The sequence below is a fragment of the methane-oxidizing endosymbiont of Gigantopelta aegis genome (assembly GCF_016097405.1).
In the GTDB taxonomy this organism is placed as follows: domain Bacteria; phylum Pseudomonadota; class Gammaproteobacteria; order Methylococcales; family Methylomonadaceae; genus Methylomarinum.
In genome coordinates, this window is the sequence record NZ_JAEHGD010000001.1 from 1439824 (window position 1) to 1465548 (window position 25725).

At 45.0% G+C, this 25725-nt stretch carries 20 protein-coding genes, 1 tRNA gene, 3 pseudogenes and 2 CRISPR repeat arrays; of the genes and pseudogenes, 6 read left to right on the plus strand and 18 right to left on the minus strand.

All coding sequences use genetic code 11. The annotated features are described in order from the left end of the window. Positions 1-9: 9 nt before the first annotated feature. Together JEU20_RS07205 and JEU20_RS07210 are read right to left on the minus strand one after the other, a co-directional pair. Positions 10-564, minus strand: a complete 555-nt coding sequence (locus JEU20_RS07205; protein ID WP_198244558.1) for a DUF4136 domain-containing protein — start codon at positions 562-564, stop codon at positions 10-12. A 117-nt stretch (positions 565-681) separates the two neighbouring features. Continuing rightward, positions 682-1638, minus strand: a complete 957-nt coding sequence (locus JEU20_RS07210) for a prohibitin family protein (RefSeq protein ID WP_198244560.1) — start codon at positions 1636-1638, stop codon at positions 682-684. A gap of 162 nt (positions 1639-1800) precedes the next feature. Here JEU20_RS07210 and JEU20_RS07215 point away from each other — a divergent pair, with 162 nt between their 5' ends. Further along, complete coding sequence (locus JEU20_RS07215) at positions 1801-2433, plus strand: DUF4126 domain-containing protein (RefSeq protein ID WP_198244561.1); 633 nt, start codon at positions 1801-1803, stop codon at positions 2431-2433. Here the strand turns inward: JEU20_RS07215 and JEU20_RS07220 are convergent. From JEU20_RS07220 to JEU20_RS07255, 8 genes are all read right to left on the minus strand, one after another. Beyond that, complete coding sequence (locus JEU20_RS07220; protein WP_198244563.1) at positions 2430-2732, minus strand: DUF3240 family protein; 303 nt, start codon at positions 2730-2732, stop codon at positions 2430-2432. The genes JEU20_RS07215 and JEU20_RS07220 overlap by 4 nt on opposite strands. After that, positions 2729-5791, minus strand: a complete 3063-nt coding sequence (locus JEU20_RS07225; protein WP_198244565.1) for an efflux RND transporter permease subunit — start codon at positions 5789-5791, stop codon at positions 2729-2731. Before JEU20_RS07225 ends, JEU20_RS07220 begins: the two co-directional genes overlap by 4 nt. Beyond that, positions 5791-6876, minus strand: a complete 1086-nt coding sequence (locus JEU20_RS07230) for an efflux RND transporter periplasmic adaptor subunit (protein WP_198244567.1) — start codon at positions 6874-6876, stop codon at positions 5791-5793. The genes JEU20_RS07225 and JEU20_RS07230 overlap by 1 nt, the downstream gene beginning before the upstream one ends. Positions 6877-7029: 153 nt before the next feature. Further along, positions 7030-7419: a hypothetical protein gene (locus JEU20_RS07235; protein WP_198244569.1), complete on the minus strand. Its 390-nt coding sequence runs from the start codon at positions 7417-7419 to the stop codon at positions 7030-7032. A 54-nt stretch (positions 7420-7473) separates the two neighbouring features. Continuing rightward, positions 7474-9675, minus strand: a complete 2202-nt coding sequence (selD, locus tag JEU20_RS07240) for a selenide, water dikinase SelD (protein WP_198244571.1) — start codon at positions 9673-9675, stop codon at positions 7474-7476. Continuing rightward, positions 9672-10781, minus strand: coding sequence for a tRNA 2-selenouridine(34) synthase MnmH (gene mnmH, locus JEU20_RS07245; protein ID WP_198244572.1), 1110 nt, complete (start codon positions 10779-10781; stop codon positions 9672-9674). Before mnmH ends, selD begins: the two co-directional genes overlap by 4 nt. 1 nt (position 10782) lies before the next feature. Further along, positions 10783-11094 (minus strand): DUF2442 domain-containing protein, encoded by a 312-nt coding sequence (locus tag JEU20_RS07250; protein ID WP_198244574.1) that lies wholly within the window; start codon positions 11092-11094, stop codon positions 10783-10785. Continuing rightward, entirely contained in the window at positions 11075-11302 is a 228-nt protein-coding gene (locus tag JEU20_RS07255; protein ID WP_198245938.1) for a DUF4160 domain-containing protein, read from the minus strand. The genes JEU20_RS07250 and JEU20_RS07255 overlap by 20 nt, the downstream gene beginning before the upstream one ends. Before the next feature lie 221 nt (positions 11303-11523). Between JEU20_RS07255 and JEU20_RS07260 the strand changes: the two genes are divergently transcribed. Continuing rightward, a tRNA-Phe gene (locus tag JEU20_RS07260) sits at positions 11524-11599 on the plus strand. 3 nt (positions 11600-11602) lie between these two features. Here JEU20_RS07260 and hemF read toward each other — a convergent pair. Beyond that, on the minus strand, positions 11603-12517 hold the full coding sequence (gene hemF, locus JEU20_RS07265; protein ID WP_198244576.1) for an oxygen-dependent coproporphyrinogen oxidase: 915 nt from the start codon (positions 12515-12517) through the stop codon (positions 11603-11605). Positions 12518-12653: 136 nt separating this feature from the next. Here hemF and JEU20_RS07270 point away from each other — a divergent pair, with 136 nt between their 5' ends. Beyond that, complete coding sequence (locus JEU20_RS07270; protein WP_198244578.1) at positions 12654-12896, plus strand: hypothetical protein; 243 nt, start codon at positions 12654-12656, stop codon at positions 12894-12896. On the opposite strand, the pseudogene JEU20_RS07275 reads toward JEU20_RS07270, so the two are convergent. Beyond that, positions 12885-13634 (minus strand): annotated as a pseudogene (locus tag JEU20_RS07275) (IS5 family transposase). The gene JEU20_RS07270 and the pseudogene JEU20_RS07275 sit on opposite strands and share 12 nt — an antisense overlap. Positions 13635-13773: 139 nt before the next feature. Here JEU20_RS07275 and JEU20_RS07280 point away from each other — a divergent pair. The 3 genes and pseudogenes from JEU20_RS07280 (at position 13774) to JEU20_RS07290 (ending at position 15051) form a co-directional block, all read left to right on the plus strand. Then, a pseudogene (locus tag JEU20_RS07280) lies at positions 13774-14399 on the plus strand (YfdX family protein). Positions 14400-14458: 59 nt separating this feature from the next. Further along, positions 14459-14647 (plus strand): hypothetical protein, encoded by a 189-nt coding sequence (locus JEU20_RS07285; protein WP_198244580.1) that lies wholly within the window; start codon positions 14459-14461, stop codon positions 14645-14647. Then, the gene (locus tag JEU20_RS07290) at positions 14632-15051 is read left to right on the plus strand and encodes an HdeD family acid-resistance protein (protein ID WP_214657293.1); all 420 of its coding nucleotides are present in this window, start codon (positions 14632-14634) and stop codon (positions 15049-15051) included. The genes JEU20_RS07285 and JEU20_RS07290 overlap by 16 nt, the downstream gene beginning before the upstream one ends. Positions 15052-15179: 128 nt before the next feature. After that, positions 15180-15686: a CRISPR direct-repeat array (repeat unit 28 nt; unit sequence TTTCTAAGCTGCCTGTGCGGCAGTGAAC). Positions 15687-15749: 63 nt separating this feature from the next. Here the strand turns inward: JEU20_RS07290 and JEU20_RS07295 are convergent. The 6 genes and pseudogenes from JEU20_RS07295 to cas7fv all read right to left on the minus strand — a co-directional run bounded on the left by JEU20_RS07295 (position 15750) and on the right by cas7fv (position 25725). Beyond that, positions 15750-15962, minus strand: a complete 213-nt coding sequence (locus tag JEU20_RS07295) for a transposase (protein WP_198244584.1) — start codon at positions 15960-15962, stop codon at positions 15750-15752. Between the two features lie 73 nt (positions 15963-16035). After that, positions 16036-17593 (minus strand): annotated as a pseudogene (locus JEU20_RS07300) (IS3 family transposase). A gap of 14 nt (positions 17594-17607) precedes the next feature. Continuing rightward, positions 17608-18417, minus strand: a complete 810-nt coding sequence (locus JEU20_RS07305) for an IS630 family transposase (protein WP_198244586.1) — start codon at positions 18415-18417, stop codon at positions 17608-17610. Positions 18418-18513: 96 nt separating this feature from the next. Continuing rightward, positions 18514-22983: a CRISPR direct-repeat array (repeat unit 28 nt; unit sequence TTTCTAAGCTGCCTGTGCGGCAGTGAAC). A gap of 212 nt (positions 22984-23195) precedes the next feature. Further along, the gene (gene cas6f, locus JEU20_RS07310; RefSeq protein ID WP_198244587.1) at positions 23196-23750 is read right to left on the minus strand and encodes a type I-F CRISPR-associated endoribonuclease Cas6/Csy4; all 555 of its coding nucleotides are present in this window, start codon (positions 23748-23750) and stop codon (positions 23196-23198) included. 11 nt (positions 23751-23761) lie between these two features. After that, positions 23762-24766: a type I-Fv CRISPR-associated protein Cas5fv gene (cas5fv, locus tag JEU20_RS07315; protein ID WP_198244589.1), complete on the minus strand. Its 1005-nt coding sequence runs from the start codon at positions 24764-24766 to the stop codon at positions 23762-23764. Positions 24767-24780: 14 nt separating this feature from the next. Continuing rightward, positions 24781-25725 carry a type I-Fv CRISPR-associated protein Cas7fv gene (cas7fv, locus tag JEU20_RS07320; RefSeq protein WP_198244591.1) on the minus strand — a complete coding sequence of 315 codons (945 nt, stop codon included), beginning with the start codon at positions 25723-25725 and terminating at the stop codon, positions 24781-24783.

The following is a 25725-nucleotide window of genomic DNA, read 5'->3' on the forward strand; positions in this document are numbered from 1 at the left end:
TGGCGACAGCTAATATTTCTCGGCAACCGGAAACCGTGTAAAAATTTCCGATACGGTAGATTGTATGGTTTGTTGTAAATTATCGAGTTTATCCTGGGTGATACGGCCGATGGCGATACCTTCCCAGATCATTTTATTTTGTTTGCGATCGACGATATCAATATTTAATGTTCCTTCCTGATAATCATCAACATGCAGTTGATAGCCGGGCCATACGCCATAGTAGAAATTGTAACGATAGTCATAATAGCCCATGGACACTGGGGTTTGATGGATTTTTTGTTTATTGACAATGTTGGTGTGAAAATTGATCAATAGGTCAGGGTTTTTATCGGTGTAGGTAAAGCCGCGCCGTGTCATTTCTGCGGTGGTCGCCTGTTTCAGGAATTGGCTGAGCAGTGATTCGTAGCGCTTGTCGGTATCTAAGGGTTTGAAATAACCGAAAGTTTTATATCGGTTGAAATCAACCTCAGGATTGATGTTGCTGTGTATTTTGGGGGTGATGCTGCAGGCGCTGCTGAAAAGAATCAGTGTGGTCAGTATCAGTTGTAACAAAATTTTCATAGGCGGTTCCATAAATATGTTTATTGTGATGATCAATGTTTTTGTTGCCTGCAAGCTCCATGTATAAGTGTTTGTCCTGACGTTTATGACGGACTAAACGCCGAACGGGTTCAACATTTATTTATTGACAGGCAGTTGCAACATTAATGCCTTGCCATCGCCTTGCATCAAAGTAGCAGGGTATTGGCCATTCCATTTTTCGATTGAGCGGTAGCGTATCAAGCGATCAGTGATTGAGTTAGCAATGAGTTGATTAGCTTTTGCTCTAGCTTCGGCTTCTTTAGTGATTTGATAAGCCATGGCATCGGCACCGATGCGTTTTTTCTCCGCTTCAGCTTTAGCCTGGGTGGTGACTTCGATAAGACGGGTATTGGCTTGGATTGTTTTAATGCGTTGATTTTTCTCCGCCTGCTTTTCAACCATCGCTAAACGTTGCTCTTCCTGTTTGGCAAGTTGCACTTCCTCGATTTTTTTGAGGATGATATGCGGCAATTTGATTTCGCGCAAGGCCACATCATTCAGGTGAAACGGCAGTTTTTTGAACTTATCTCCGAGCATGGCGCGAACTTCTTTCGCAATAGACGTTCGGTCAGCGGCGATTTTTTCCGCTTGGTATTTGCCGATAACATCACGAACGACATCGCGGACAATTGGGTTGATCAGTTTTTCAAAATAGTTATTGCCATATTTGGCCAGAATATCGCTGGCTTCGGTTTTGATTGGTGTGTATTGAACCGTCAATTCGATACCGATGGGCAAGTTTTTATTATCGAGTACCTGAATAATCGGCTTGTTAATGACGCCTTCGCGTGCCGGCAAAGGTTTGCCTTGATGGTAAGTAACCGTGTGCATTTTGACATCAAAAATACGGATTTTTTGTACCGCCGGTATTTTAAAATGAATGCCGGGTTCTTTTTCATCCGGGTCATATTTGCCAAAAGTACTGAGCACGCCTACGGTGCCGCTTTCTATGGTGTATATCATTGAAACTACCAGCCAGATCACAATGACACCAGCAAAGACGAGCAAGCCGGTTACAGCGGTGGGTTTTTCCGGTTTTATATTCATTTCCATGAGGTATCCTGAAATTGGGGGTGTTGAAGAGAGTATAAGTTTCAGTATAGAACAATCAGGCATGAAACTCAGCGAGTATTCAGGTTTTTATGGCAAGCTATAAAAATTAACGATACGATGTGATTGTTTTGATGTTATGTGTGGCTGTTTATGGAGTAAAAAATGGAAACATTAGATCAGATTTCAACACAATTGGCCTTAACCATGGGGGTGGCTTGGGCCAGTGGGATCAATTTGTATGCCACGCTGTTGATGCTGGGTTTGATGGCAAATACGGGGAATATTGCTTTGCCGCCGGATTTGCAGATTGTGGCGAATCCATTGGTGATTGGCGCGGCAGGGTTAATGTATTGCGTAGAGTTTTTTGCCGATAAAGTGCCCGGTGTCGATACCGGCTGGGATGCCATTCATACCTTTATTCGCATTCCGGCCGGCGCTATGCTGGCGGCCGGTGCGGTAGGCGACTTGAATCCAGCGGTCGAGCTTGTGGCAGCGATTGCCGGTGGCAGTGTCGCTGCTGCAAGCCATGCAACCAAGGCTGGGAGCCGGGTGTTGATCAATACCTCGCCCGAACCTTTCAGCAACTGGGCGGCATCGATAGGTGAGGATGTAGCCGTTATAGCTGGCGTTTGGGCTAGCATCCAACACCCAACGATTTTTCTAGTGCTGTTCGTATTATTCATACTGCTATTAATCTGGCTATTGCCCAAATTGTGGCGTGGCATTAAAAAAGTATTACGCTTCATTGCCGGCCTGTTCCGCCGTAATCGGCAAACGGCACCACCGGAAGCCTAAATATAGCCCCGTTCTAACACCGGCAACACCCAGTATTGAATGCCGGCACCGGCAAAATTTTGTTTTAGATGCTCCAGTAGGGGCTGTAATTGGGGTTGCTTGACATACATTTGAAAACGCACCTGTTTTTGTCGGCCGCTGACTTGTTCGACCAGAGACAATTGGTCATGCTTGATCGTGTGGGCGTTGACGTTCAGGCTACTGAAGCCATCGGAATCGATGGCTAGCAAGCAATCCACCATAGGCTCCTCAAGTAAGGGCGGAACATTGATGGTAACTTGGAATTCAGTGTAATTCATACCTGCTCCTGTTTGGGTTCGCCGAATTTTTGATACAAGATCGGCAGTAAAATCAAGGTCAGAAAAGTGGAGGACAGTAGTCCGCCAATGACAACGATGGCTAGTGGTTTCTGAATTTCAGAGCCGGGGCCGGATGCAAATAACATTGGCAGCAGGCCAAAGGCAGTCAGACTGGCCGTCATTAACACGGGGCGCAGTCTGCGACTGGAACCGACAATAATGACTTCAGATACGGCCATGCCGGTAGCGCGTAACTGGTTAAAATAACTTAACAAGACAACGCTGTTAGGGACGGCGATGCCCAGCAGGGCGATAAAGCCAATAGAGGCCGGAACCGACAAATATTCACCCGACAGCCATAAGGCCAGAACGCCGCCGATCATGGCCAATGGAATATTGGAGAAGACCAGGGCGGCTTGTCGAAGTGAGCCAAACGTGCTGAACAATAATAAAAAAATGAGCAGCAGCGCGATAGGAACAACGATGGTCAGACGTGCGGCCGCCCGTTGTTGGTTTTCAAACTGGCCGCCCCATTGCAGAAAATAGCCGGTTGGTAGTTTTATCGAATTTTGAATCGATTGTTTGGCTTCATCGACAAAACCGACCAGATCTCGGTCTTTCACATTACAACGTACCACAATAAAACGCTGGCTTTTTTCACGCTTGATGGAGACCAGGCTATCAACCTTTTCCAATTTGGCGACTTCCGATAGCGGAATTTGTTGGCCGGATGGCAAGGCCAGTTGCAGGTTTTTAAAATGCGTGATGGGCGTTTGTCCTCGTATAATCAGAGGCGTTCTGCGGATACCTTCCTGGATGATGCCGAGCTTAAGACCTTCAATTTGCGCACGTAAAATCTGTTCAATCTGGTCCACATCGAGACCAAAGCGGCCCGCCGCCAGACGGTCGATTGTCACTTGCAAATATTGCATCCCTTCATTACGACTGGTGAATACATCACTGGCGCCAGGAATGGTTTTAATCAGGGCAGCAATTTCTTCCGCCTTTTGATTAAGGAGGTCAAGGTCATCACCAAATAACTTAATTGCGACATCGCCGCGAGAACCGGTCAACATTTCGGAGACACGCATCGCGATGGGTTGAGTGAAGCCGAAGGCGATTCCTGGCATGCCCTTCATGACCTGGCGGATGGATTCGATCAACTCTTCTTTGGTTTGCATTCGCCATTCGTCTTTAGGACGCAATTCTAGGAAGGTGTCGGTTTCATTCAAGCCCATCGGGTCGAGGCCGATTTCATCGGAACCGGTACGGGAAATGATATTGGTGACTTCAGGGACATTTTTCAAGATAGTGCGCTGCACCTGCATATCCAGCGCAATAGAATCTTTCAGAGTAATTGACGGTAGTTTTTCCAGCTGTAGCACGATACTGCCTTCATCCATGATCGGCATGAAGGTACTGCCAATCTGGGTGAAAATAAAGGCGGCAAACACGAGCATCGCCGCAGCGCCGATGAATACTTTTTTACTGTTATGAATGCTCCAGTGTAATAAAGGCATATACAGTTGATGTGCTTTTCGGGCCAGCCAGGGTTCCTTGACGACACCGGCCTTGAGCAGGTATGAGGCAAAAACAGGGATGACCGTCAAGGATAAAATCAATGCGCCGGCCAGCGCAAAAACGATGGTCAGTGCCACCGGGGAAAACAGTTTGCCTTCTAAGCCTTGTAAGGAGAGTAACGGTAAAAATACGATGATGATGATAAATGTGCCGGAGATGACCGGGATAGCGACTTCGCGGCTTGCTCGATAGATAACATGCAGGCGCGGCAGGCGCTTGGATTTTTCGGTTTCGGCAAAATGGGTCAGAATATTTTCAACCACGACAACGGCGGCATCGACCAGCATGCCGATGGCAATGGTCAATCCACCCAGGCTCATCAGATTGGCCGACATATTCATGAAATGCATCATGATAAAGGTAAATAAGGCAGCCAGCGGCAAGATCAGGGCGACGACAATAGAGGCCCTTAAATTACCCAGAAATAAAACCAGTAAAATGACCACAAATGCAATGGCTTGTAATAAGGCATTATTGACCGATGACAGGGCAGAGCCTACGAGGTCGCCACGGTCATAAAAAATATCCAGGTGCACACCTTCAGGCAAGGCTTGACGTAATGTCGCTAGTTTTTGGTGTATTTCCTTGACTGTTTTGCCGGCATTCGCACCCCGTAGGCTCAGTACCAGGCCTTCGACAGCTTCGGATTGACCATTTTTGCTCACAGCCCCATAGCGGGTGAGTGCATCGATCTTGACATCAGCTACATCGATGACGCGAATGGGCGCGCCATTGCGTTTATCGATGACGATGTTGGCAAGATCGTGTAGTGTTTTAATTCGGCCTTCGGCTCTGACCACCAATGTTTCTTCACCTTGATCAAGGCGGCCGGCACCGTCATTGCGGTTATTTTGTTGTATGGCCTGGGTGAGTTGCGCCATACTGATATGCCGTGCGGCCATCCGAATATTATCGGGAATGACAACAAAGCTGCGTACCAGACCGCCTAAGCTGTTGACATCGGCAACGCCGGGAACGGTGCGCAAGGCAGGTCGGATGACCCAATCCAGTAAACTACGGCGTTGCATCAAGCTCAGGTCGCCGCCTTCAATAGTGAACATCAGCATTTCACCTAAAGGCGTGGTCATTGGTGCGATGCCACCTTCTACACCGGCAGGTAAATTACCCCAGGCTACGCTCAAGCGTTCGGCGACTTGTTGCCTAGCCCAATAAATGTCGGTGCCTTCTTCAAAATCGAGCGTAATATCGGCCAGCGAGTATTTGGCAATTGAGCGTAGCATGGTTTGATGCGGAATACCGAGTAGCTCCACTTCAATCGGCGCTGTGATACGTGCTTCAATTTCTTCCGGCGGCATGCCCGGCATTTTGACAATAATTTTGACCTGGGTGGGTGATACATCAGGAAATGCATCGATCGGAATGCGTTGAAAGGCGGTATAGCCGCCGCCAATCAATAAACAGGTTACCAGCAACATTAACAGACGCTGTGTCAGCGCCATACGAATCAAGGCAGCCATTATTCCTCCCCTGACTGGTCAGCCAGTTGTGATTTAAGCAGGGTTGTGCCTTTAACAACGATCAGGCTGTTTTCCGGTATATTTTTAACCAGGCTGAAATTATCTTGAGCGCCAAGAATCGTTACCGGTTGTGCAAAAAAACCGGTTTCATCTCGAACAAACACATAAGGCGTATTGTTAAATTGGATCAGTGCCGTATTGGGGATTTTGAAGGCATGGCCTTGAATCTTGCGGTGAAGCTGGGTATTGATTTTCTGTCCTGGCCGGATGCTGTCCAGACCCTGGTCAACGCGGGCGCGTACCAATACAGTTTGATTGCTGGGATTGACGTTGCGCGCAATAAAAAACACGGTGGCGGATACCTTTGTACCCGGTATGCGTGCAATATCGCCCTTCTGGATACGGGAAATATCATGCTGAGGAATATTGATTGTCAGCCACAATTGGCTTAGGTCGGCTATGTTGAATAAGGGCGTCAGAGTATCGACCCGTTTTCCAGGCAAAATAAAGCCTTTTAATACGATACCTTCGATCGGACTGGTAATGGTCAAAATATCATTGAACTTCCCCGACTTGGCCAATTGCTTGATGGCCGTTTCCGACATGCCAGTAATCTTGAGCATTTGTCGGGCTTCTTTGTAGTGCGAGGTCAAAATATTAAATTTTGTTTTGGCTTGCTGCCAGCGTTTGGCGGCAATAATACCTTCTTCATGCAACTCCTTGTTACGGATGAATTCGGCACGGGCCAGTTGTAAATCGTTTAAAGCTTGTAGGAAATTTAATTGTAGTGTTAAAAATTCAGAGCTTTTCAGGCTGGCTAAAGGTGCGCCTTTTTTAACATGATCGCCCAGTGTGACATATATTTTATCAATCAGGCCCGGCTGTGTGGCGCTGACGATATAGCTGTGCGAGGGTGGAATGGTTATTGTGGCCGGTGCATTCAACAAAGGAATACTGGTTGAGAGTTCGGGTTTGGCAAGCTTGATACCCAACTGGTTTATTTGATCCTGGGATAAGGCAATATGATCGGATGCCCATAAAGCCGTGCTGCTCAGCAGCAAAACAATAAAACTGAAAAAAGTCATAGTTGTCACTTCAGATTTTGTAACAGCTCAAGGTTTTAGGGGCTTATTCGCCACTGAAGACGAGCCGTTTGCAGATTTTAGTGTCATACATCAGGTCACATTAGTATTTATCATGGCGTTGACCTGAAAGGTTAGGGGGAGTGCTGGATTAAATTAAAACGGTGGCGCACGGGGCGCGGAAAAGGAGCGGAAGAGGGTAGACCGGGGTAAAGGCGGGGTAAAGGCGACCTGGTATTTAATAAAAACCGCTGTTTTCAACTTTGGGGTCGGGGCGTTTAAAAATTCGCTGCTCTTGGTGTTGCAGGTATCTTTTGGTGTCAGCGAATGTGTTTGCCGAATGGAATGATGGATGCCAATAGTCATCGAGTCAGGTTCGACAGCAGGCATACTCAGTGCTTTGCCGGGAAAGGCGGGTGCAAACAGCCCTTCAAGATGAATGCCCTGGTCTGCACTGGACTGATGCACATGCGCATGTGCTAACGGCGCAATGCCTTGCAACAAGAACAGTATCAACAGGAATAGTGTGTGGCCATATTTAAGCATGCGCTGATATTAAGGCAAAGAAGCGATTAAAGCAAGTGAGTAACCGCAACGCGCCTATCGGGTTACGATTAAAATTGGCGCTGAATGGTCGGCGGCAGGCAGCACTTCACCGATGGTATAAAATTGTTGATGAAAAGGCGTATTTTGAGCCGGATAATCTGTATCTGGAATGGCGGCGAGTAACCCTCCTGATGTTTGTGGGTCAAACAATAAATCGAATAATGGATTCTGGCGCAATGTCTCCGGCCAGGCGGAAACACCGGTTAGAGCAAGGTTTTGAGGGTACAGGCTGCTGCGGATCTGTTGTTTGGCAAGGGTTTCTGCGCCAGCCAGTGTCGGAATCTGATGTAGGTCGATGCGGGCGCGGCAGTTGGATGCCAGACACATTTCCAGCAAGTGACCATACAGACCGAAACCTGTGACATCGGTGCAGGCGACGACATTCAAGTCGGCTAGCATTTGGGCGGCGGCTTGATTGCTTTGTAGCATTTTACTGATGGCATGCTGATAGACGCTGCCATCACAGCGATTTTGCATGGCAGCGGCCAGAATAACGCCGATGCCTAAGGGTTTGGATAACACCAGTTTGTCGCCAGCTTGTAAGCCAGATTTATTGAACAGGCGGGCTTGTGGCAACCCATTCGCAACCAGTCCAATCGACAATTCGTTGGCTTCAGAGCTGTGTCCGCCCAGTAAACGACACTGATGGCTTTGCAGTTGATCGACAATGCCTTGCAGTAAAGCCGTGAGTTCACGACGCTGAATACGTTGTCCAGCATAGGGCAGGGTAAGCAATAATTGTACTGAATCTGGTTTGAGATTCATGGCGTATAGATCGCTTAACGCATGGTTGACCGCAATGCGGCCAAATAGCCAGGGGTCGTCAATAAGCGATTTAAGCGCATCGACACTCTGGTAAATCGTTTGTCCTCCAGGGTTAACCTGTACCGCATCTTGTGGCCTATAACAGCCCGGTCCCAATACCTTTTCCAGGCTGTCTTGTAACAATTTTGCGCCGATTTTGGCGCCGCAGCCATTGCAGCGCCGTTCGGCATTATGCGCTTGATGACGCTCATTATCTTCGATGAGGACAGGTGGCACAGCTAATGCCGCGGGCATGGCCAAGTCAGGAAGAGCATGAAATTGCAGCATAAATTTTCGATCGATATGGTCTTTCCAGCGCCAGACCCAATCGCCAGAAAAGGCTAGAAAATATTTGGAGCCGACGGCGGTTTTTTCGCCTAAGGCGAGCAGGCTCAGAAAATCGCGTTGAGGATGATATTTTTTTAAAGTCTGTTTTAACAACACAGCACGCAGGTTATCAAACAGGACAGGCGCTTGTCTGACTGCATAAACACCGGCTTTAGGGCATGGAGTTTTGACAATATGGGCAATATCGCCGGCGGCAAAAACATGATCGAAATAAAGACTTTGCAGTGTCGGTCTGACTGGGATAAAGCCGGTTTTTTCAGGGTCGAGCGGTGTTTGTTTTAACCATTCCGCACCACTGGCCTGGGTACACCAGATAATTTCATCAGTGGCCAGGGTTTGCCCATTCGTACCTTGCAACTGACCTCGATTGACCTGACAGACTCGGAAATGAGTATGAATCTGAATGCCATATTTTTCGAGTTGTTGTTTGGCACGTTTCCTAACCTGTGGATGATAGCCCGGTAGGATGTTATCGGCTGCACAGAGCAAATGAAATTGCAGCGGCTTATCGCGGAGCTGTAATGCACGATAGGCCATGGCCAGAATGATCTCCACGCTGCCAGCACCGCCGCCGACTACGGCTACACTGTTTATCGTGTGTTGGCGGATTTTTTTTTGAATCTTTTGCCATTGGGCATAAAAGCGGGCGATGGGTTTGACGGGCGTGCTGAATTCGGCGGCACCTGGAATAGATTGGTTTGGGGTGGAGCCAATATCGATTGAAGCAATATCGAACTCAATGGTTGGGTGGTCTTTCAGTGTAATGTGGTTATTGAGAGGATCGATATGGATGGCTTGGTCTTTGATATAACGAACGCCAGCCCACAATGCCAGTTTTTGTAAATCGATATGTGTTTGCCTGAAGCTGTAATGCCCTGCTAGCAACCCCGGTAACATTCCGGAGTAGGGTGTCATCACTTGGGGGCTGATGAGTGTGATTCGCACACCGGGTAATGGCATCATCGCCCATTGGCGCAGCACGAGCGCATGGCTGTGGCCGCCGCCGATGAGGACTAAATCTTTAAAAACAGGCGCGTTTTTCATACGGCATGTACTCGATTTTGAGTCACCCATTTCTGAATCTCGGTGGCATTACCTTTAAACAGAATGGTGACCGGTTTTTTTTGTAATTGATAGTGATACATAGGGTCGTAATATTCGGTCAGCAAGCGCTGAATGGGCATTTCAAATTTGTGACTGTTGCCGGTTACGAAAAAATGCGCCAGCGCCTGCCTGAACGCCTTGTGGATTTCGCTGTAACGGACACCGCCCAGGCGGTTTTTGATGCGTGCCAGATTATTCAGCACAAAATTCTGGAATTGTTCTTCCGCTTGGGTGCCATGATGCTGTTGATAACGGGGCCAGTTATGGTCAATATAATCTTCACGAATAATGCTGACTCTTTCTTCGGTAGAGCGCTCAAGAAATAGACGCGGTGCGGATGTCATTTTATTGAATAAGGCTAAAGGGGTTTGAAGGCGGCCGATTCGTTTACCTTCATCTTCCAGAATCAACAACGTTTCTGGATGGTAATGCCTGTGTTTCAGCAAGGCTATCGACAGGCTGTTTTCAAAATTGATTTGACTGGGTTGAAAGTCCTGGGCATCACGACCAAAGGCGGAACCTTTATGATTGGCCAAATGTTCCAGATCCAAGGTGTGTGGTAAGGTTTGCAATACTCGGGTTTTGCCGGAACCTGTCATGCCACTCAAAATAACAATCGGTTGTTGTGCCACGTTTTGTTGCAATGTCTCCAGCAGGAACCCACGCATGGCCTTGTAACCGCCTTGAACAAACGGGTAATGAATGCCGTGCTGTTTGAGCCAGTTTTGCGTGGTGCGCGAACGCAGGCCGCCGCGGAAACAATATAAATAACCATTTGGATGCCGCCGGATAAATTCAATCCATTGCTGCAAGCGTTGCGCTCGAATGTCGTCCGTTGCCAATTCCAGCCCCAGTGCAATAGCAGCATCCTGGCCCTGTTGTTTGTAACGGGTGCCGATCAATTCACGTTGCAGGTCATCTAAGAGCGGCAGGTTATGGCTGTTTGGAAATGCGCCTTTTGCAAACTCGACCGGCGCACGCACATCCATCAATGGCGTGTCATTTAAAAAGATAGCGTGGAAGTCGGCGTTATCCATTGTTGACATATCAGTCCGTAGAATGGATAGAGCGACAGCGAAACCCATCAAAACTAACATCAGTCGTTTTTTGTGTTGACTGTGTGCCAAGCAATAAGCCATGAACACTGATATCTTCATCAATGTCGGGCCAATGAATACCCTCACCATCACCAAGTAATTCCCAGTTACGCAATTGTTTTTTGCTCGCGTGTGCCAGCCGGGGAAACCAGACCAGTGGGACGCTAATCGTACGTCCATCGACTAATTCAACCACTAATGATTCATCTGTGTATTGAACATTCAAGGCTTGAGGGTGTTGTTTAATCGCTAAAGTATTCATTCCAGGCCTCCAATAGGATTTTTCTATTATCATGCACCAGCCCTTCCAGTTTTTTCAGTTCTCTGGCAGAAAACCGTGTTGAACTCGCTAATGTAACAGGCTGAAGCCAAAATTTTGCCAACATGTTGTCACGTTGTATATGGATGTGTGCAGGTTCTCCGTTTTCATTGCTATAGAAAAAGAAACGGTATGGACCAATTCTCAGTATTGTGGCATATCGTTGTACGTTTTAGACCTGCATTACTTTAACCACGTATTGCAAAAAAACCTCAAAAAAGTCTATCATGGTTTTGCACGGTGTGTGTCGGTTGAACAAGGAAGCTAAGCGTCAACATTAAAAAAATCTGGACGATTAAAAAATTATCCGTATAATAATCGGGATTGGCAGGTTGTTTTGCCAGCTTTTACCTTTTCGGTAAAAGGTTCTTGGCCCAGGTAGCTCAGTCGGTAGAGCAGGGGACTGAAAATCCCCGTGTCGGCAGTTCGATTCTGTCCCTGGGCACCATACTTACTCTTCCGCCAGCCAGTCTCTTGGCTTTAAATAGTTTTCATATAAATCCGCTTCTGGACTGTTCGCTTCGGGCTGCCAGTTATATTTCCATTTTACTAAAGGCGGTAATGACATCAGAATGGATTCGGTTCGTCCACCGGATTGTAGGCCGAATAGCGTGCCGCGATCATAAACCAGATTAAATTCCACATAGCGTCCACGACGATAAAGCTGAAAATCGCGTTGTTGTTCGGTGTAAGGTGTGTTTTTGCGTTTCTCGACAATCGGCAGATAAGCCGGGATGTAATGATCGCCGACACTTTGCATGAACGCAAAACTCCTTTCAAATCCCCATTCATTCAGATCATCAAAAAACAAACCACCAACGCCGCGCGTTTCGTTGCGATGTTTCAGGAAAAAATAGTCATCACACTGCTGTTTGAAGCGAGGATAAACATCCTCGCCAAAAGCACGGCACGCCTCACGTGCAGTTTTATGCCAATGTAGCACGTCTTCTTTGAAAGGGTAGTAAGGGGTTAAGTCAAAACCACCACCAAACCACCAGATAGGCTCATGTCCTGGCTTTTCTGCGACGAAAAAACGCACGTTAGCATGGGATGTCGGTACGAACGGGTTATTAGGATGAATCACCAGCGAAACCCCCATAGCCTGAAAGTTGCGGTTAGCCAGTTCCGGTCGGGCTGCCGTTGCCGACGCCGGCAACGATTGCCCGTAAACATGTGAAAAATTGACGCCGGCCTGTTCAAAAATTTCACCGCCACTCAATACCCGGGTGCGACCGCCGCCCCCTTGTTCTCGTTCCCACTGATCTTCAATGAAGCGTGCTTCAAGCTCCTGAGATTCAAGGCTTTGACAGATGTTATCTTGTAGCTGATGTAAATAATGACGTATTTCAAGAAGTTTTTGATCCATTGTTTTTCCCGGTAAATAGAAACATTCTACAGCGTGATGACAGCCGTTTCACTGAGAAATTTTTATGCTTTCCCTTGTATTTTTTTAGACAGGCACAATTTATTAAGGGCAACATTTTTTTAATCAGGAGATAAGTATGAAAAAATCAGTTTACGCCTCTTTTTTGATGTTAGGCATCATGAATATTGGTCCAGCGTTAGCTGCTGACCCGATAAAGGCGCAAAAACAATCACCGGCTGCACAATCTGTACAATCTAAAGTGGATAAGAATGTAGCAGCCCAAGCATCGGAGGAACGTAAAAAAATTCTGGCCGATGCTGTGAACGCTATCGTCAATACTGAAAAAGCATTAGGGGCTGTTGCCATTTCACATAGGTAACCATAAAAAGGCGCAAGCCAGAGCGATAGAGCCTTCAAAATTTCGTTTGAGTTTGTCATATCGCGTGGCGATCGCTCTGAAATGCTTAAGTCTTGCAAACACATTTTCAACGAGATGGCGATATTTGTAGAGACACCAATCCATTTCATCATTTCCCCGAGTTGAATTTTTTTTCTTGGGATAACAGGAACAGCCCCTTTGTCTTTAATTTGAAGACGTAATGCTTCACTGTCATAGCCTCTGTCAGCAACTATATAGTCACCTTTTGGGAGCTCTGCAACTAATTTCGGTGCTTCTTTACAGTCATGAACTTCGCCGCCTGTCACTGAGAAATGAATAGGAAGACCACAGGCATCAACGGCCATATGAATTTTACTGGTGTTCCCGGCGACAGATTTCCCTATCGCTGTTTCTTGTTCACAGGCCGCACCACTACTATGCTGATGTGCTTTCACAATACTCCCATCAATAAATTCCCATTCCAGGTCTGGGTCAACAACCAGGGCGTTAAAAATACCCATCAGTTTTTCTTTACGAGACCAGTCATTGAATCGTTTATATACCGCATTCCAATTACCAAAAGCCGTGGGTAAATCTCTCCAGGGACAACCTACTCGCAAGCGATAAAAAATACCTTCGACTGTTTTTCGAAGACAAGGTTTGTCATAAATTCCCATTTTCAACATAATTATCTTCAGTTTCTCCCCAAAGTTCATCCGTAAGCATTTGTCGGGGCATAGTTTGCTTGTTTTTGAGTCAAAATAAACAATCTATGTGGCGGAGTTATTGAATTTCAAGGGGGATTTTCAAACGGCAACAGCCCCTAGTGGCTTTGGAGGCGAATAAAAAGGATGAAGCCTTGTCGTTATTAGAGAAAGTGACCGGCAAGCTTAATCTTATCATGGCGCGTGATCCCGACCTGGCATTAGCACCCGTTGATATTAATGAAGTTGTCATCGATGTTTATACCGATGTCGATAGCATTAAAGCAATGGTCAAAGAAGCTAAAAAGCATTGGATAAAGGCCGTTTGCAGGAAGCACGAAATTTAATTAAAGGCTTGGCCAGTGAGATTGTGATTTCAACGACCAGCATTCCATTGGCAACATACCCAGATACCATTAAAACAGTGGCACCTTTAATTGACCAAGGCAAAATTGAAGAAGCTAAGCAAGCTTTACATGATTTGTTAAACACTTTGGTTGTGACAGAGCATGTCATCCCATTGCCACTATTGCGGGCGAATCTGTTGATTACAGAAGCTGAATTATTGGCTGAAAATAAAAAACGTACCGATAAGGAAAATAAAACTCTGACTGAATTGTTAAAAGCGGTCAGACATCAACTGGAATTGGCTGAGGTGTTAGGGTATGGTGATGAGGATGCTTTTGAACCGATGTATGACCAAATAAAAGCAATCGAGAAAAAGATTGCAGGCGGTAAAGGCGGAAAAGGCTGGTTTGATAAATTGAAACAACAGTTTTCGACTGTTTTCAAAAAATAATAAAAGCGCCGGTTATATCGCCCGGATATAACCGGCTTTAAAAACAGAGGAGAGGCAAAATGAATACAGAAAATACCAATATAGATCCACAAGACGATGATAAACAACACCTACCCGAATCCTGGGGTGCTTTACTGGCCTTAGGGATGATTATGATCATATTGGGTGCTGTTGGATTGGGTATGAGCGTGACGTTTACCATCACAACAGTCATGTTTTTTGGGTTTTTATATTGTTGGCGGGGTTAACCCAATTAGTGCATGCGTTCGTATCTGATAAACTGAAATCCTGGAAAAGTCGTGGCCTTTATATCGTCACAGCTATTTTGTACACGTTGGGCGGACTGGTTTCCATTTTCAACCCAGTTTTGGCTTCGATCGGCCTGACAATCATGTTGGCGGGTATGTTTTTGGCTGTCGGTATTTATCGAATCAAGGAAGCAATCAGACAGCAGAACGAAAATGAAAAATGGATGCTGATGATGTTTACCGGCGTGACCAGTTTGATTTTTGCTATTGTCGTCACCGTAGGGATGCCTTGGACGGCTTTATGGGTCATTGGCTTGATGGTTGCTATTGAACTGGCCATGAATGGCGCATTACTGGTGGGTATCGCACTGGAGAAACGGGCGCAGGAAAAGGAAGACATCTAATTTGTCCAGGCTTCTTGAACTGGCAGTTGCTATTTTTGATAAACAACTGCCAGGCCTGGGTCTTGTGAGTATTAGGGCATAATATCAGGAGAGTAGTAAACCAATGACTTCGAATGTAACGCCCACGATTGCTAAGCTGCCTGTGCGGCAGTGAACATCGCCAGGCCGCTGTCATGTGGCTGGGTGTGTTTCTAAGCTGCCTGTGCGGCAGTGAACTGAAGCGGGATTTGGCTTAATTCTCGCAAGTTTTCTAAGCTGCCTGTGCGGCAGTGAACTTCTGTATGAAATCGGCAAAAAGATCTGCAAATTTCTAAGCTGCCTGTGCGGCAGTGAACTCGGAATAATAGCACTGGCATGGTGTACTGATTTTCTAAGCTGCCTGTGCGGCAGTGAACAGGTGGCTGACCAATTTTATCCGGTTCATTAATTTCTAAGCTGCCTGTGCGGCAGTGAACTAATTACCCGCTTAATAGTGCAGTTGATAACTTTTCTAAGCTGCCTGTGCGGCAGTGAACTACTGCTTTTAAAAGGTTTATCAGAACTTAATTTTCTAAGCTGCCTGTGCGGCAGTGAACAGCATGTTGAGCGAGGCTATAACGAATAGCATTTTCTAAGCTGCCTGTGCGGCAGTGAACGAAATATACTCACCGCACATGAAAATTTAGCAAATCATGCACCGATAATTTGAAAATTCTCAGTTAATAGTGAGCGCAAATCATCAACATGCTTTTCTGGTTCAAAAAGAAATTCTCGCAGGCTGTTTTGAATTGTTTGAATGTTTCATAATACTGTTTGTATAAAACTTCCTTCTTGAAATATCGCCAGTATCGTTCAATCAGGTTGAGATTTGGTGCATAAGGCGGCAAGAAAACCAATTCTATTCTCGAAGTCTCCAGGTACTGGCTAACCACCTTTGATCGGTAGTAGCGCTAAATGTCAACCAACCTGTCGCATTTTTTGCAATAATTTACGAAATGAATTTTATTAAGCTGCTTGACATTCTGTTGTGTTGAAATTTTCCTTATCCGGATTAAGATAAACATGGCCAATGGGCGTTAAATTTCGTGTTTGTCGTCCATTCCATCGCTCTGGATTGTCTCTTTTTGCTTGCTCGATGACTCGTTTTTTTTTTCGAGTACGGCGCTGTCTAAGCCGTTATGGCGTTGGTTGGGTGTTACAAACTTGAGCGCACTGTGTTGATGTTCATTGTTGAACCAACAAACGAAAGCTTCAACCCAGTTCCTGGCTTCGCTTAATGTTTTTAAAAGGGTTTTCTGGAAAGGTATGATGATATTTGACTGTTTTAAATAACGATTCTGAATAAGGATTATCATTACTGACACGAGGTCTGCTGAACGACGTGGCAATGTCTAAATCGACCAATTTGGCTCTTAATGTTGCGCCTTTCATCGGACTGCCGTTGTCAGAATGTATCACCAATTGCTTTTTGTCGATGTTTTCCCGGCGAGCGATATCTTCGATCAAATCAGCAGCGTGTGCGCTTGATTCGGCATCATGAACTTGCCAGCCTACGATTTTCCGACTATAGATGTCCATCACCATGTAGAGGTAAAAATACTGCCCTTTGACGGGGCTTAATAAATACGTAATATCCCACGAGTAGATTTGATTGGCCTGTGTGGCTTTGAGTGACTGCGGTTTATTATGCTGACCTGCGGCTCCTTTAGCTCTGTGCTTAAGCTGGTTGTGGGCTTTCATGACACGATAAAAGGTTGATTCTGATGCGAGATAGCAGCCCAAATCCAATAACCTCGGAACGATTTGATGCGGCGTTAAAGCGCTGTATTCCGGTTTATTAATCACGGTGATGATTTCTTGCTTGATGGCCTCGGATAATTGATTGTGCACAGGCGCTGTATTGTGCAGTCGTAGGTCTTCTGAGAGTCCTTCTCCCCGGTTCCAACGCTGATAGGTTCGAGCTGATATACCCACCAGTTCACAGGCTAATTTCTGCCGCGCTCCATTGTCAACGGCTTCATCAATGAGTGCGCTGTAGTGTTGGCGATCTGAGTAGGCGATTAATCGGCCGCCTTTTCCCCCAGATCGCTTGGCACTTTTTTGATAACACCAGTAAAGCCGCTGTTTCTGATAACGCTTTCTCTTTGCGGTTTAGCTCCTTATGCAAACGCTTGTTTTCTTGTTTGAGTTTTGTTTGCGCCTGTTTATATACGGATTCTGTTGATTTAGATTCTGACAAAAATTCCGCTTTCCAGGTATTTAGATGATGTAAGTAGATGCCTTGTTCACGACAATAGGCGCTAGCCTGATCATCGGTGAGATGATGACAATGAACAATGGCTTCAAAACGTTCTACTGTATTCCAATCTTGAGGGCTTTTTTCTTTTGACATGTTTGACTCTGTTTTTTCGAGTTGATTTTTCTTAGCTAACCGAATCCATTTTTGAAGTGTGGAGTAACCCACACCTAAAGTAACTGCAATTTGCTTTAGCGATTGTTCTGGTCTTCTGGATAATGCTTTTTCTACTGATTGTACTTTAAATTCTTGGCTAAATACGCTCATTTTTGTCTCTTGATTTAAAATTTCCTAGGCGACAGGTATGTTGACATAGGGGGGTAGCGAGCGTTATCACAAATGATGTAAATCGTTCCTGCCTTCGGATAGCGTTCTTCTATCGCCTTGCATAGATCAATGGTCGCTTCACTATTGATCGTGTCATAGAAGCGGCAGACTGTATCCATCAATTCGATATTGACAGCACCATTTATATTGAGTCGTTGACGCCCAGTATTACTCTGAATTGCAAAGTCAACACCACGCTTGATCCAGCCGCTAGCCATCACAGGATTGTGCTGTGGATGAACACCATCCATAAACAGAATCTCGTCGTCAGGCTGCTTATCTTCCTTGAGTTGCTCATATTTTTCAATAAAATCCTGCTGCGCTTTGGCATTGGCCTTGCCAGGAATCAATTTAGGTTTCTTATAGACGTAACCCAAATGATGCAGCAAAGCGGTTACACCGCGTGTGCTATAGCTGATATCCCAGCGACGCTTAATATAGGCAGCAACAGATTTAGCGGTTAAGTGAAGGTTTTCCTGAAGATACACATCCAGTTCTTTTGCTTCTGAAACAGAGAGGAATCCGGTACTGCCTGTATGTTGCGTCTCAAGGAGTTTTTCAAGGCCACCTTTCTGATATTTCCGAAAGTAGGTGCGTATCGTATTGCGATCAATGAGAAGTGCTTCAGCAACTTTTATTGCTGTCCAGCCTGAACCCAGCAAAATAACGGCTTTGATTCGGTCGGCTGCCCGCTTTTCTCGCTGCTCTGCATGTGCCTCACGCAGCTTAGATAATTCAGAATCAGGAAGGAGGTAGTTGCTCATGTGGGTATCTTATTTATTTCATGGAGCTATGTCATCTTTTTATGCTAAATTATCATTTGCGAGAAGTATAGCCTTCGCATAAATAGCGCAGTATTTTTTCTAAGCTGCCTGTGCGGCAGTGAACTCCACCAGAATACTTAAATCGTCCAGGGTTTTTTTCTAAGCTGCCTGTGCGGCAGTGAACGTTTCAGGATAACCCAGCCTTTTTTTGTCTTATTTCTAAGCTGCCTGTGCGGCAGTGAACACTAAAGGATGATGCAAAAGCAAAAGAGATCTTTTCTAAGCTGCCTGTGCGGCAGTGAACATTAAATTATTGATCGGACATCCAGGATCAATTTTCTAAGCTGCCTGTGCGGCAGTGAACTTTTAAAAGCAACAGCAGCTAGAAGACCTGATTTTCTAAGCTGCCTGTGCGGCAGTGAACCAACTAATCCTCCCTGAATATATTTGATTTTCTTTCTAAGCTGCCTGTGCGGCAGTGAACGTTCATCTGATTTTTGAGTGTTTGAAATTGCATTTCTAAGCTGCCTGTGCGGCAGTGAACAAAGCCGGTGATTTTTCTGCCCATACATTAACTTTCTAAGCTGCCTGTGCGGCAGTGAACAATGAAGTATTAAAAGAGATAGGGGACAACTGTTTCTAAGCTGCCTGTGCGGCAGTGAACATCATGGGACGTTCAGAATTACGTTCAGTAATTTTCTAAGCTGCCTGTGCGGCAGTGAACATCAAAAAAATATCCTAACGAATATACTCATGTTTCTAAGCTGCCTGTGCGGCAGTGAACCCTTGCTTACCTTGCTTGCCCGCGGCTGACGGTTTCTAAGCTGCCTGTGCGGCAGTGAACCTAATTCATCATAGTGTTTTTTTGCTTTTTTCTTTCTAAGCTGCCTGTGCGGCAGTGAACGATTGTATTGCTTGTAGCCCCCGCGAAATAAGTTTCTAAGCTGCCTGTGCGGCAGTGAACTTGCACAAAATGAGGGAAATGGATTTGTAGTATTTCTAAGCTGCCTGTGCGGCAGTGAACTTAGGGAGTTATCATGCAAAATTTAAGTAATATTTCTAAGCTGCCTGTGCGGCAGTGAACATCTGGTGTGATATTTGCATGTATTCCGTAAGTTTCTAAGCTGCCTGTGCGGCAGTGAACAGCCACGCTGGGCGATGATCAAAACAGTCAACTTTCTAAGCTGCCTGTGCGGCAGTGAACATGTGAAAATCCGCTGGCAAATTCTTACGTGGTTTCTAAGCTGCCTGTGCGGCAGTGAACCTAACGAAATTTCAATAATGCCTGGTGCTGATTTTCTAAGCTGCCTGTGCGGCAGTGAACTTTTTTCAGATTCAATTGTTACAATTGAATCTTTTCTAAGCTGCCTGTGCGGCAGTGAACTATACACACCACCTACAATTGCACAAATCGCTTTTCTAAGCTGCCTGTGCGGCAGTGAACGCAAATTCTCACATGGGGAAAAGCACGCACAGTTTCTAAGCTGCCTGTGCGGCAGTGAACAATCATTAATTCCAAAATTTAAATATATGACGTTTCTAAGCTGCCTGTGCGGCAGTGAACATCCCGGGCAATATACCCAGCGTAAATTTGATTTTCTAAGCTGCCTGTGCGGCAGTGAACATTGATTGTCGCGCCAAGTGACATATCGCCGGTTTCTAAGCTGCCTGTGCGGCAGTGAACTGAAGCAGGGAGTACTAAGTGATATGTCGATCTTTCTAAGCTGCCTGTGCGGCAGTGAACCGTGGATATACGATTGTTGATCGCACAGGATTTTTCTAAGCTGCCTGTGCGGCAGTGAACGATACATTTCTTTTTCCGATGATTGTACCCGATTTCTAAGCTGCCTGTGCGGCAGTGAACTAATGATTGCATCTGCCTGATTTTCCATACCATTTCTAAGCTGCCTGTGCGGCAGTGAACAAATTCAAATTTGAAACATTTGATAAATGGTGTTTCTAAGCTGCCTGTGCGGCAGTGAACGTGACAATCCCCATCACGCAAGATATGTTGATTTTCTAAGCTGCCTGTGCGGCAGTGAACCATATGAAGCGGATTCATTATCATATACTGAATTTCTAAGCTGCCTGTGCGGCAGTGAACGCTTTGCTTGTCTGTAGTCCTTATTCCGCGGGTTTCTAAGCTGCCTGTGCGGCAGTGAACTTATTTTCACTCTGACCGAACAGGGTGGGTATTTTCTAAGCTGCCTGTGCGGCAGTGAACTTATTATTATCAGATAACGCTGCAACGATAATTTTCTAAGCTGCCTGTGCGGCAGTGAACCAGGGAATTGTTGTTGAGGCGGACGCCCTTTTTTTCTAAGCTGCCTGTGCGGCAGTGAACAGCAAAATCATTCAAATTATTATTTGACTTTGTTTCTAAGCTGCCTGTGCGGCAGTGAACTTATTATTATCAGATAACGCTGCAACGATAATTTTCTAAGCTGCCTGTGCGGCAGTGAACTCAAAGGAGGAAATGAGAACAGTATCAGATTGTTTCTAAGCTGCCTGTGCGGCAGTGAACTTGGAGGAAAATCGTATAAGTGGATAAGTGTTTTTCTAAGCTGCCTGTGCGGCAGTGAACCCTTGCTTGCCCTGGAGCCCACGGCTGACGCATTTCTAAGCTGCCTGTGCGGCAGTGAACAGGCTGCAATCACACAATCAGCCCAGGTTTTTTTTCTAAGCTGCCTGTGCGGCAGTGAACCACGCCTGGGGTCTGAAACGCCTATATATCAATTTCTAAGCTGCCTGTGCGGCAGTGAACCGAATCCCAATGTACCTAATGAAATTATTAGTTTTCTAAGCTGCCTGTGCGGCAGTGAACATGTTCCAAACTCTAAAAATTTAGCATATCGATTTCTAAGCTGCCTGTGCGGCAGTGAACGGATATTCTGTTGATGCAGATTATTCAAAAAATTTCTAAGCTGCCTGTGCGGCAGTGAACTCGTTTCTGATTTCCATACACTTCTTGCTCGATTTCTAAGCTGCCTGTGCGGCAGTGAACACCTTGTGAACTGTTTTGTATTCAATATGGATTTTCTAAGCTGCCTGTGCGGCAGTGAACAGGAAAATAAAAAAATGAAAGTACAAGCATACTTTCTAAGCTGCCTGTGCGGCAGTGAACCAGAGTTGATGACGATTAATTTCATTGCATACTTTCTAAGCTGCCTGTGCGGCAGTGAACTTTCAACTAACGGAGCACGTGACAGTTTTGGTTTTCTAAGCTGCCTGTGCGGCAGTGAACAAGAAAAATATGACCGTCAACAATAACAATACTTTCTAAGCTGCCTGTGCGGCAGTGAACTACCCCACCAGTCGTCTCGATTACAAAAATCGTTTCTAAGCTGCCTGTGCGGCAGTGAACTATTTCTGAATATGCATCTTCTGGTTTAATGGTTTCTAAGCTGCCTGTGCGGCAGTGAACAGTTTCGTTTTTTAATTGTTCAAATAACTCTTTTTCTAAGCTGCCTGTGCGGCAGTGAACATTTATTTATGTCGGGTGCGGCATTGTTAGACTTTCTAAGCTGCCTGTGCGGCAGTGAACGCGGGCTGGCGGGTGAATTATTTAATGCAAATTTTCTAAGCTGCCTGTGCGGCAGTGAACATCTTGCAAACAATGTAAAAATTACAATTTCTTTTCTAAGCTGCCTGTGCGGCAGTGAACGTTGCAACAACATTCCCTTTCGATTGTGTTGCGTTTCTAAGCTGCCTGTGCGGCAGTGAACAAATAAAACGTGGAATAATCAATATTCCTCCTGTTTCTAAGCTGCCTGTGCGGCAGTGAACTAACTTCTGTGATTTGTGCTTCAGTATTTGCATTTCTAAGCTGCCTGTGCGGCAGTGAACTGATGTTAGTTGAGCAATTGATTAAAACTCCCTTTCTAAGCTGCCTGTGCGGCAGTGAACAAATACTGGTCTCTTTTTGTTGCCAACCTTTTTTTCTAAGCTGCCTGTGCGGCAGTGAACTTTGTTTATATTCACTTTGATCCATCTGTAACTTTCTAAGCTGCCTGTGCGGCAGTGAACCACAGTTAAATCCTGTCACGCTCAATAATTCTTTTCTAAGCTGCCTGTGCGGCAGTGAACTTAATGTGCCTGACTTTTTAAAACAATGATCTTTTCTAAGCTGCCTGTGCGGCAGTGAACTTGCAACAACGTGTTCGATTCGACCGTAAAAATTTCTAAGCTGCCTGTGCGGCAGTGAACTAATTGTGGCAGCAATTGCCGCGCTCACTGCATTTCTAAGCTGCCTGTGCGGCAGTGAACCTCTCAAGTCGAACGTCGATTTTTTGATTTATTTTCTAAGCTGCCTGTGCGGCAGTGAACCTGCATCCAATAAATGCTTGCAGATCTGCAACTTTCTAAGCTGCCTGTGCGGCAGTGAACCTGATGCTGATATTTATTTAATCAATTACGAATTTCTAAGCTGCCTGTGCGGCAGTGAACTATCAATATCGTACGTCAATCTAAATTGTGAATTTCTAAGCTGCCTGTGCGGCAGTGAACGACCCCGGGCAATATACCCAGCGTAAATTTGATTTCTAAGCTGCCTGTGCGGCAGTGAACTGTAGTATAAACCACAAAAAAGTAGTTACAACAAAAACTTAGGGTTATTTTTTGACTTTTACCCATTTTTTTAGCCTTGTTGTAACTTATTGTTTTTTCTATTTTGTTAAAGAGCCATGAAAACTTTGGTCATGCTATCAATCATTTTTGTGTTTTCAAAAAGTACTTGAGCATATGAAACATTCAGTTTTGCTTGACCACTACAACATGGGTCATAAAAACCATGGAACGGTCGCGGTTTTGCTTAAACCAAATTGATCAAACTTCCCTTCTACAGAATTATCAAGCAAATCAGAAAAGATAAGATAACGTCGATACTTTTTACCCGTTGATGCGCTTTCCAATTCCATATAGGGGTTATCTAGTCCTTTCTGAAACATTTTGGCTTTGTATTGTTTTTGCTCTTTTTCAGTAATTGTTCCACGAGCTAATAAACGACGATACTTAGCGGGCGACATGGTGGTTTGAATACGGGAAATTACGCGAAAAGTGGTATTTTCCGGAACGAGTTTTATTTCTGCAATGTTACAGTACCCAACTAATCCACCTAACCATTGCATTTTCTGTAATTCCGTTAATCTTTCAGCATTGCTATGAATACGCAGCAATCGCCCCAGCTTGATTTTGTATTCAGGGAAACTCACACCTATATCTTCAGCGTCCAATGTACACAAGGCTTTGTGAAATTTTGTATAAACCTTGTTCAGCAACACATTTTCCCGCATTTCAGCATCAGGCAGTATACGAATGTCAATATAATGATCCATTGTTATAGTCCTTATAATCTGATTCTGGAAACATAGGCCAAGCCTTTTTTCCCCAGATAAAAGCTGGATACGCCAGCGTTATCAATCAAAGTTTTCAGCTCTTTGGCTTTTTCCTGTTCTATATCTAGGCTGATTTCCAGTTGGCCGCTGGCTTTGGTCAATAGTGAAACCACTTCACCTTCTCCCTTTATTCGTTCCTTTCGCATATAAGGGTTCCCCCAGACTCTTTTCTTTTTCCCCGTAGTGTACCGATCCATAAAATCCTTTTTAGTAAAACCTCTTTTCGATATGCCACTAATTCCTCCACTTTTCGTTTTGGCTGAACTCATATCAAATTGCTTTTCCAGTCGACTCATTTGAAGATACAATCCGGAGCAATAAAACATGATCGGCTTCACTCTTTCTTTGCTATCTAAATATTGCGCATCGGGATAGTGTGTATTCAATACCTTTCTGGCTTCATTCACCTTTCCTTCATCTACGACCGGTTTTTCTTTATTCAATAATTCAAGCCGAGAAATAATTGCCAACGGGTCTGTCTGAATAGACTTATTTATTGGTACATCGTTAATAATAAATTCACAAAGTTCATCAAAATCCAGAGCTAACACACCCCAAAATGACTGTGAATAATCGGAAGTGAAAACGGGATCGTTCACTTTGATTGCACCAGTAAAAGAATTTTGATCGGTACTCCCAGTCATATTACGAATGTAAACGACTTCATTGTTTTTTATTTTCGGTTTGTCTTGAAAAGAAATTTTCTCTTCCAACGCTTTGAAAAAGTAGTTTTCTGAACGTCTGGATTGATAAAGCTTGCGTTGATCACCAATCAAGCGATTCAGAACACCCATGACGGTATCTATCGTTACATCACGCTTGATAAAATTTTCTGCTTTATCGAGCTTTTGTCCTGATCCTATAAACCCTCGCCCTTTTTTGGGCATATCTTCGTTATTGCTTCCATCCAGAAAGGAATTGCGCCAACTTGCTTCATAATCAATAATGATCTGCATCAAAGACCTCCCATTTATTTTTCATAGAAGTAACAAGCATATTCCGATTCTGGCTTTTCAGAAATACAACTTTCATCCCGCTTGATCCGCATCATTTTGTTGCTATCGTTGTAGTCCACCAGTATTTCATCCACATACATATAGGATTTGGCCTGACGAATAGATAGCTCAGCAATACGCGACAAGGTATGCTCCACTAATGCCTGTATCGCATCATTGTTAAGCAGAATTCCCTGCTCACCTTCTTCAAAAATAGTGCCTTTGCGGACATAGTTTGGATGAAAGGTGGCAACTGGATTTAATTTCGGATTTAACGATTGAATAAAATCCTGCACGGCCCCTGCAACTTGTTCGCCTTCTCCTTCCTTGATGACCATCGCCGCCCGGTCAAACTTTTTGTCTAATGAAATAAACTGTAATTGCTCAATACTAATTGAACCGTAGGATAAGTATTCAGTATCGCCAAATGTGGTTTTGGAAAAGAAAGAAGAACTATCCCGTTCACCGGCCTGGCCAAATTGTTCAAAATTTCCATTACCCAGTTGATCAACAAAATCCTCAAATAAAAGAGGACTCGTGCGCTTACACTGGCTGGATGGTACAACATAACCACGAATTAAACCTGTGACCGATGCAAGAACATTTTTTAGATTTTTTTCTGCTGCATAGTGCAAATCAAAGGCTTGTTCCCGGAAAAGATGATGGCGAATGCAGTTTTGACTGATATACAAAGGCGTTTCCTTAAAATCAATATCGGTTGGCTCCTTTCTGTATTTGTAACCCGTATCCTTTACCTTGCCTGACAGGTTGGTATAGCCTCTTAGCTTGGGTAATGTATGATTATCAGCCGTCGTGCCATTTTCCTGGGCTAGATTGGTTGGCCCATTCCAATTCACCACCCCATGCCCCAGGGCTTTGACTTTAAAATCCACGCTTTTGATTCCGGTGATTTTTTCCAT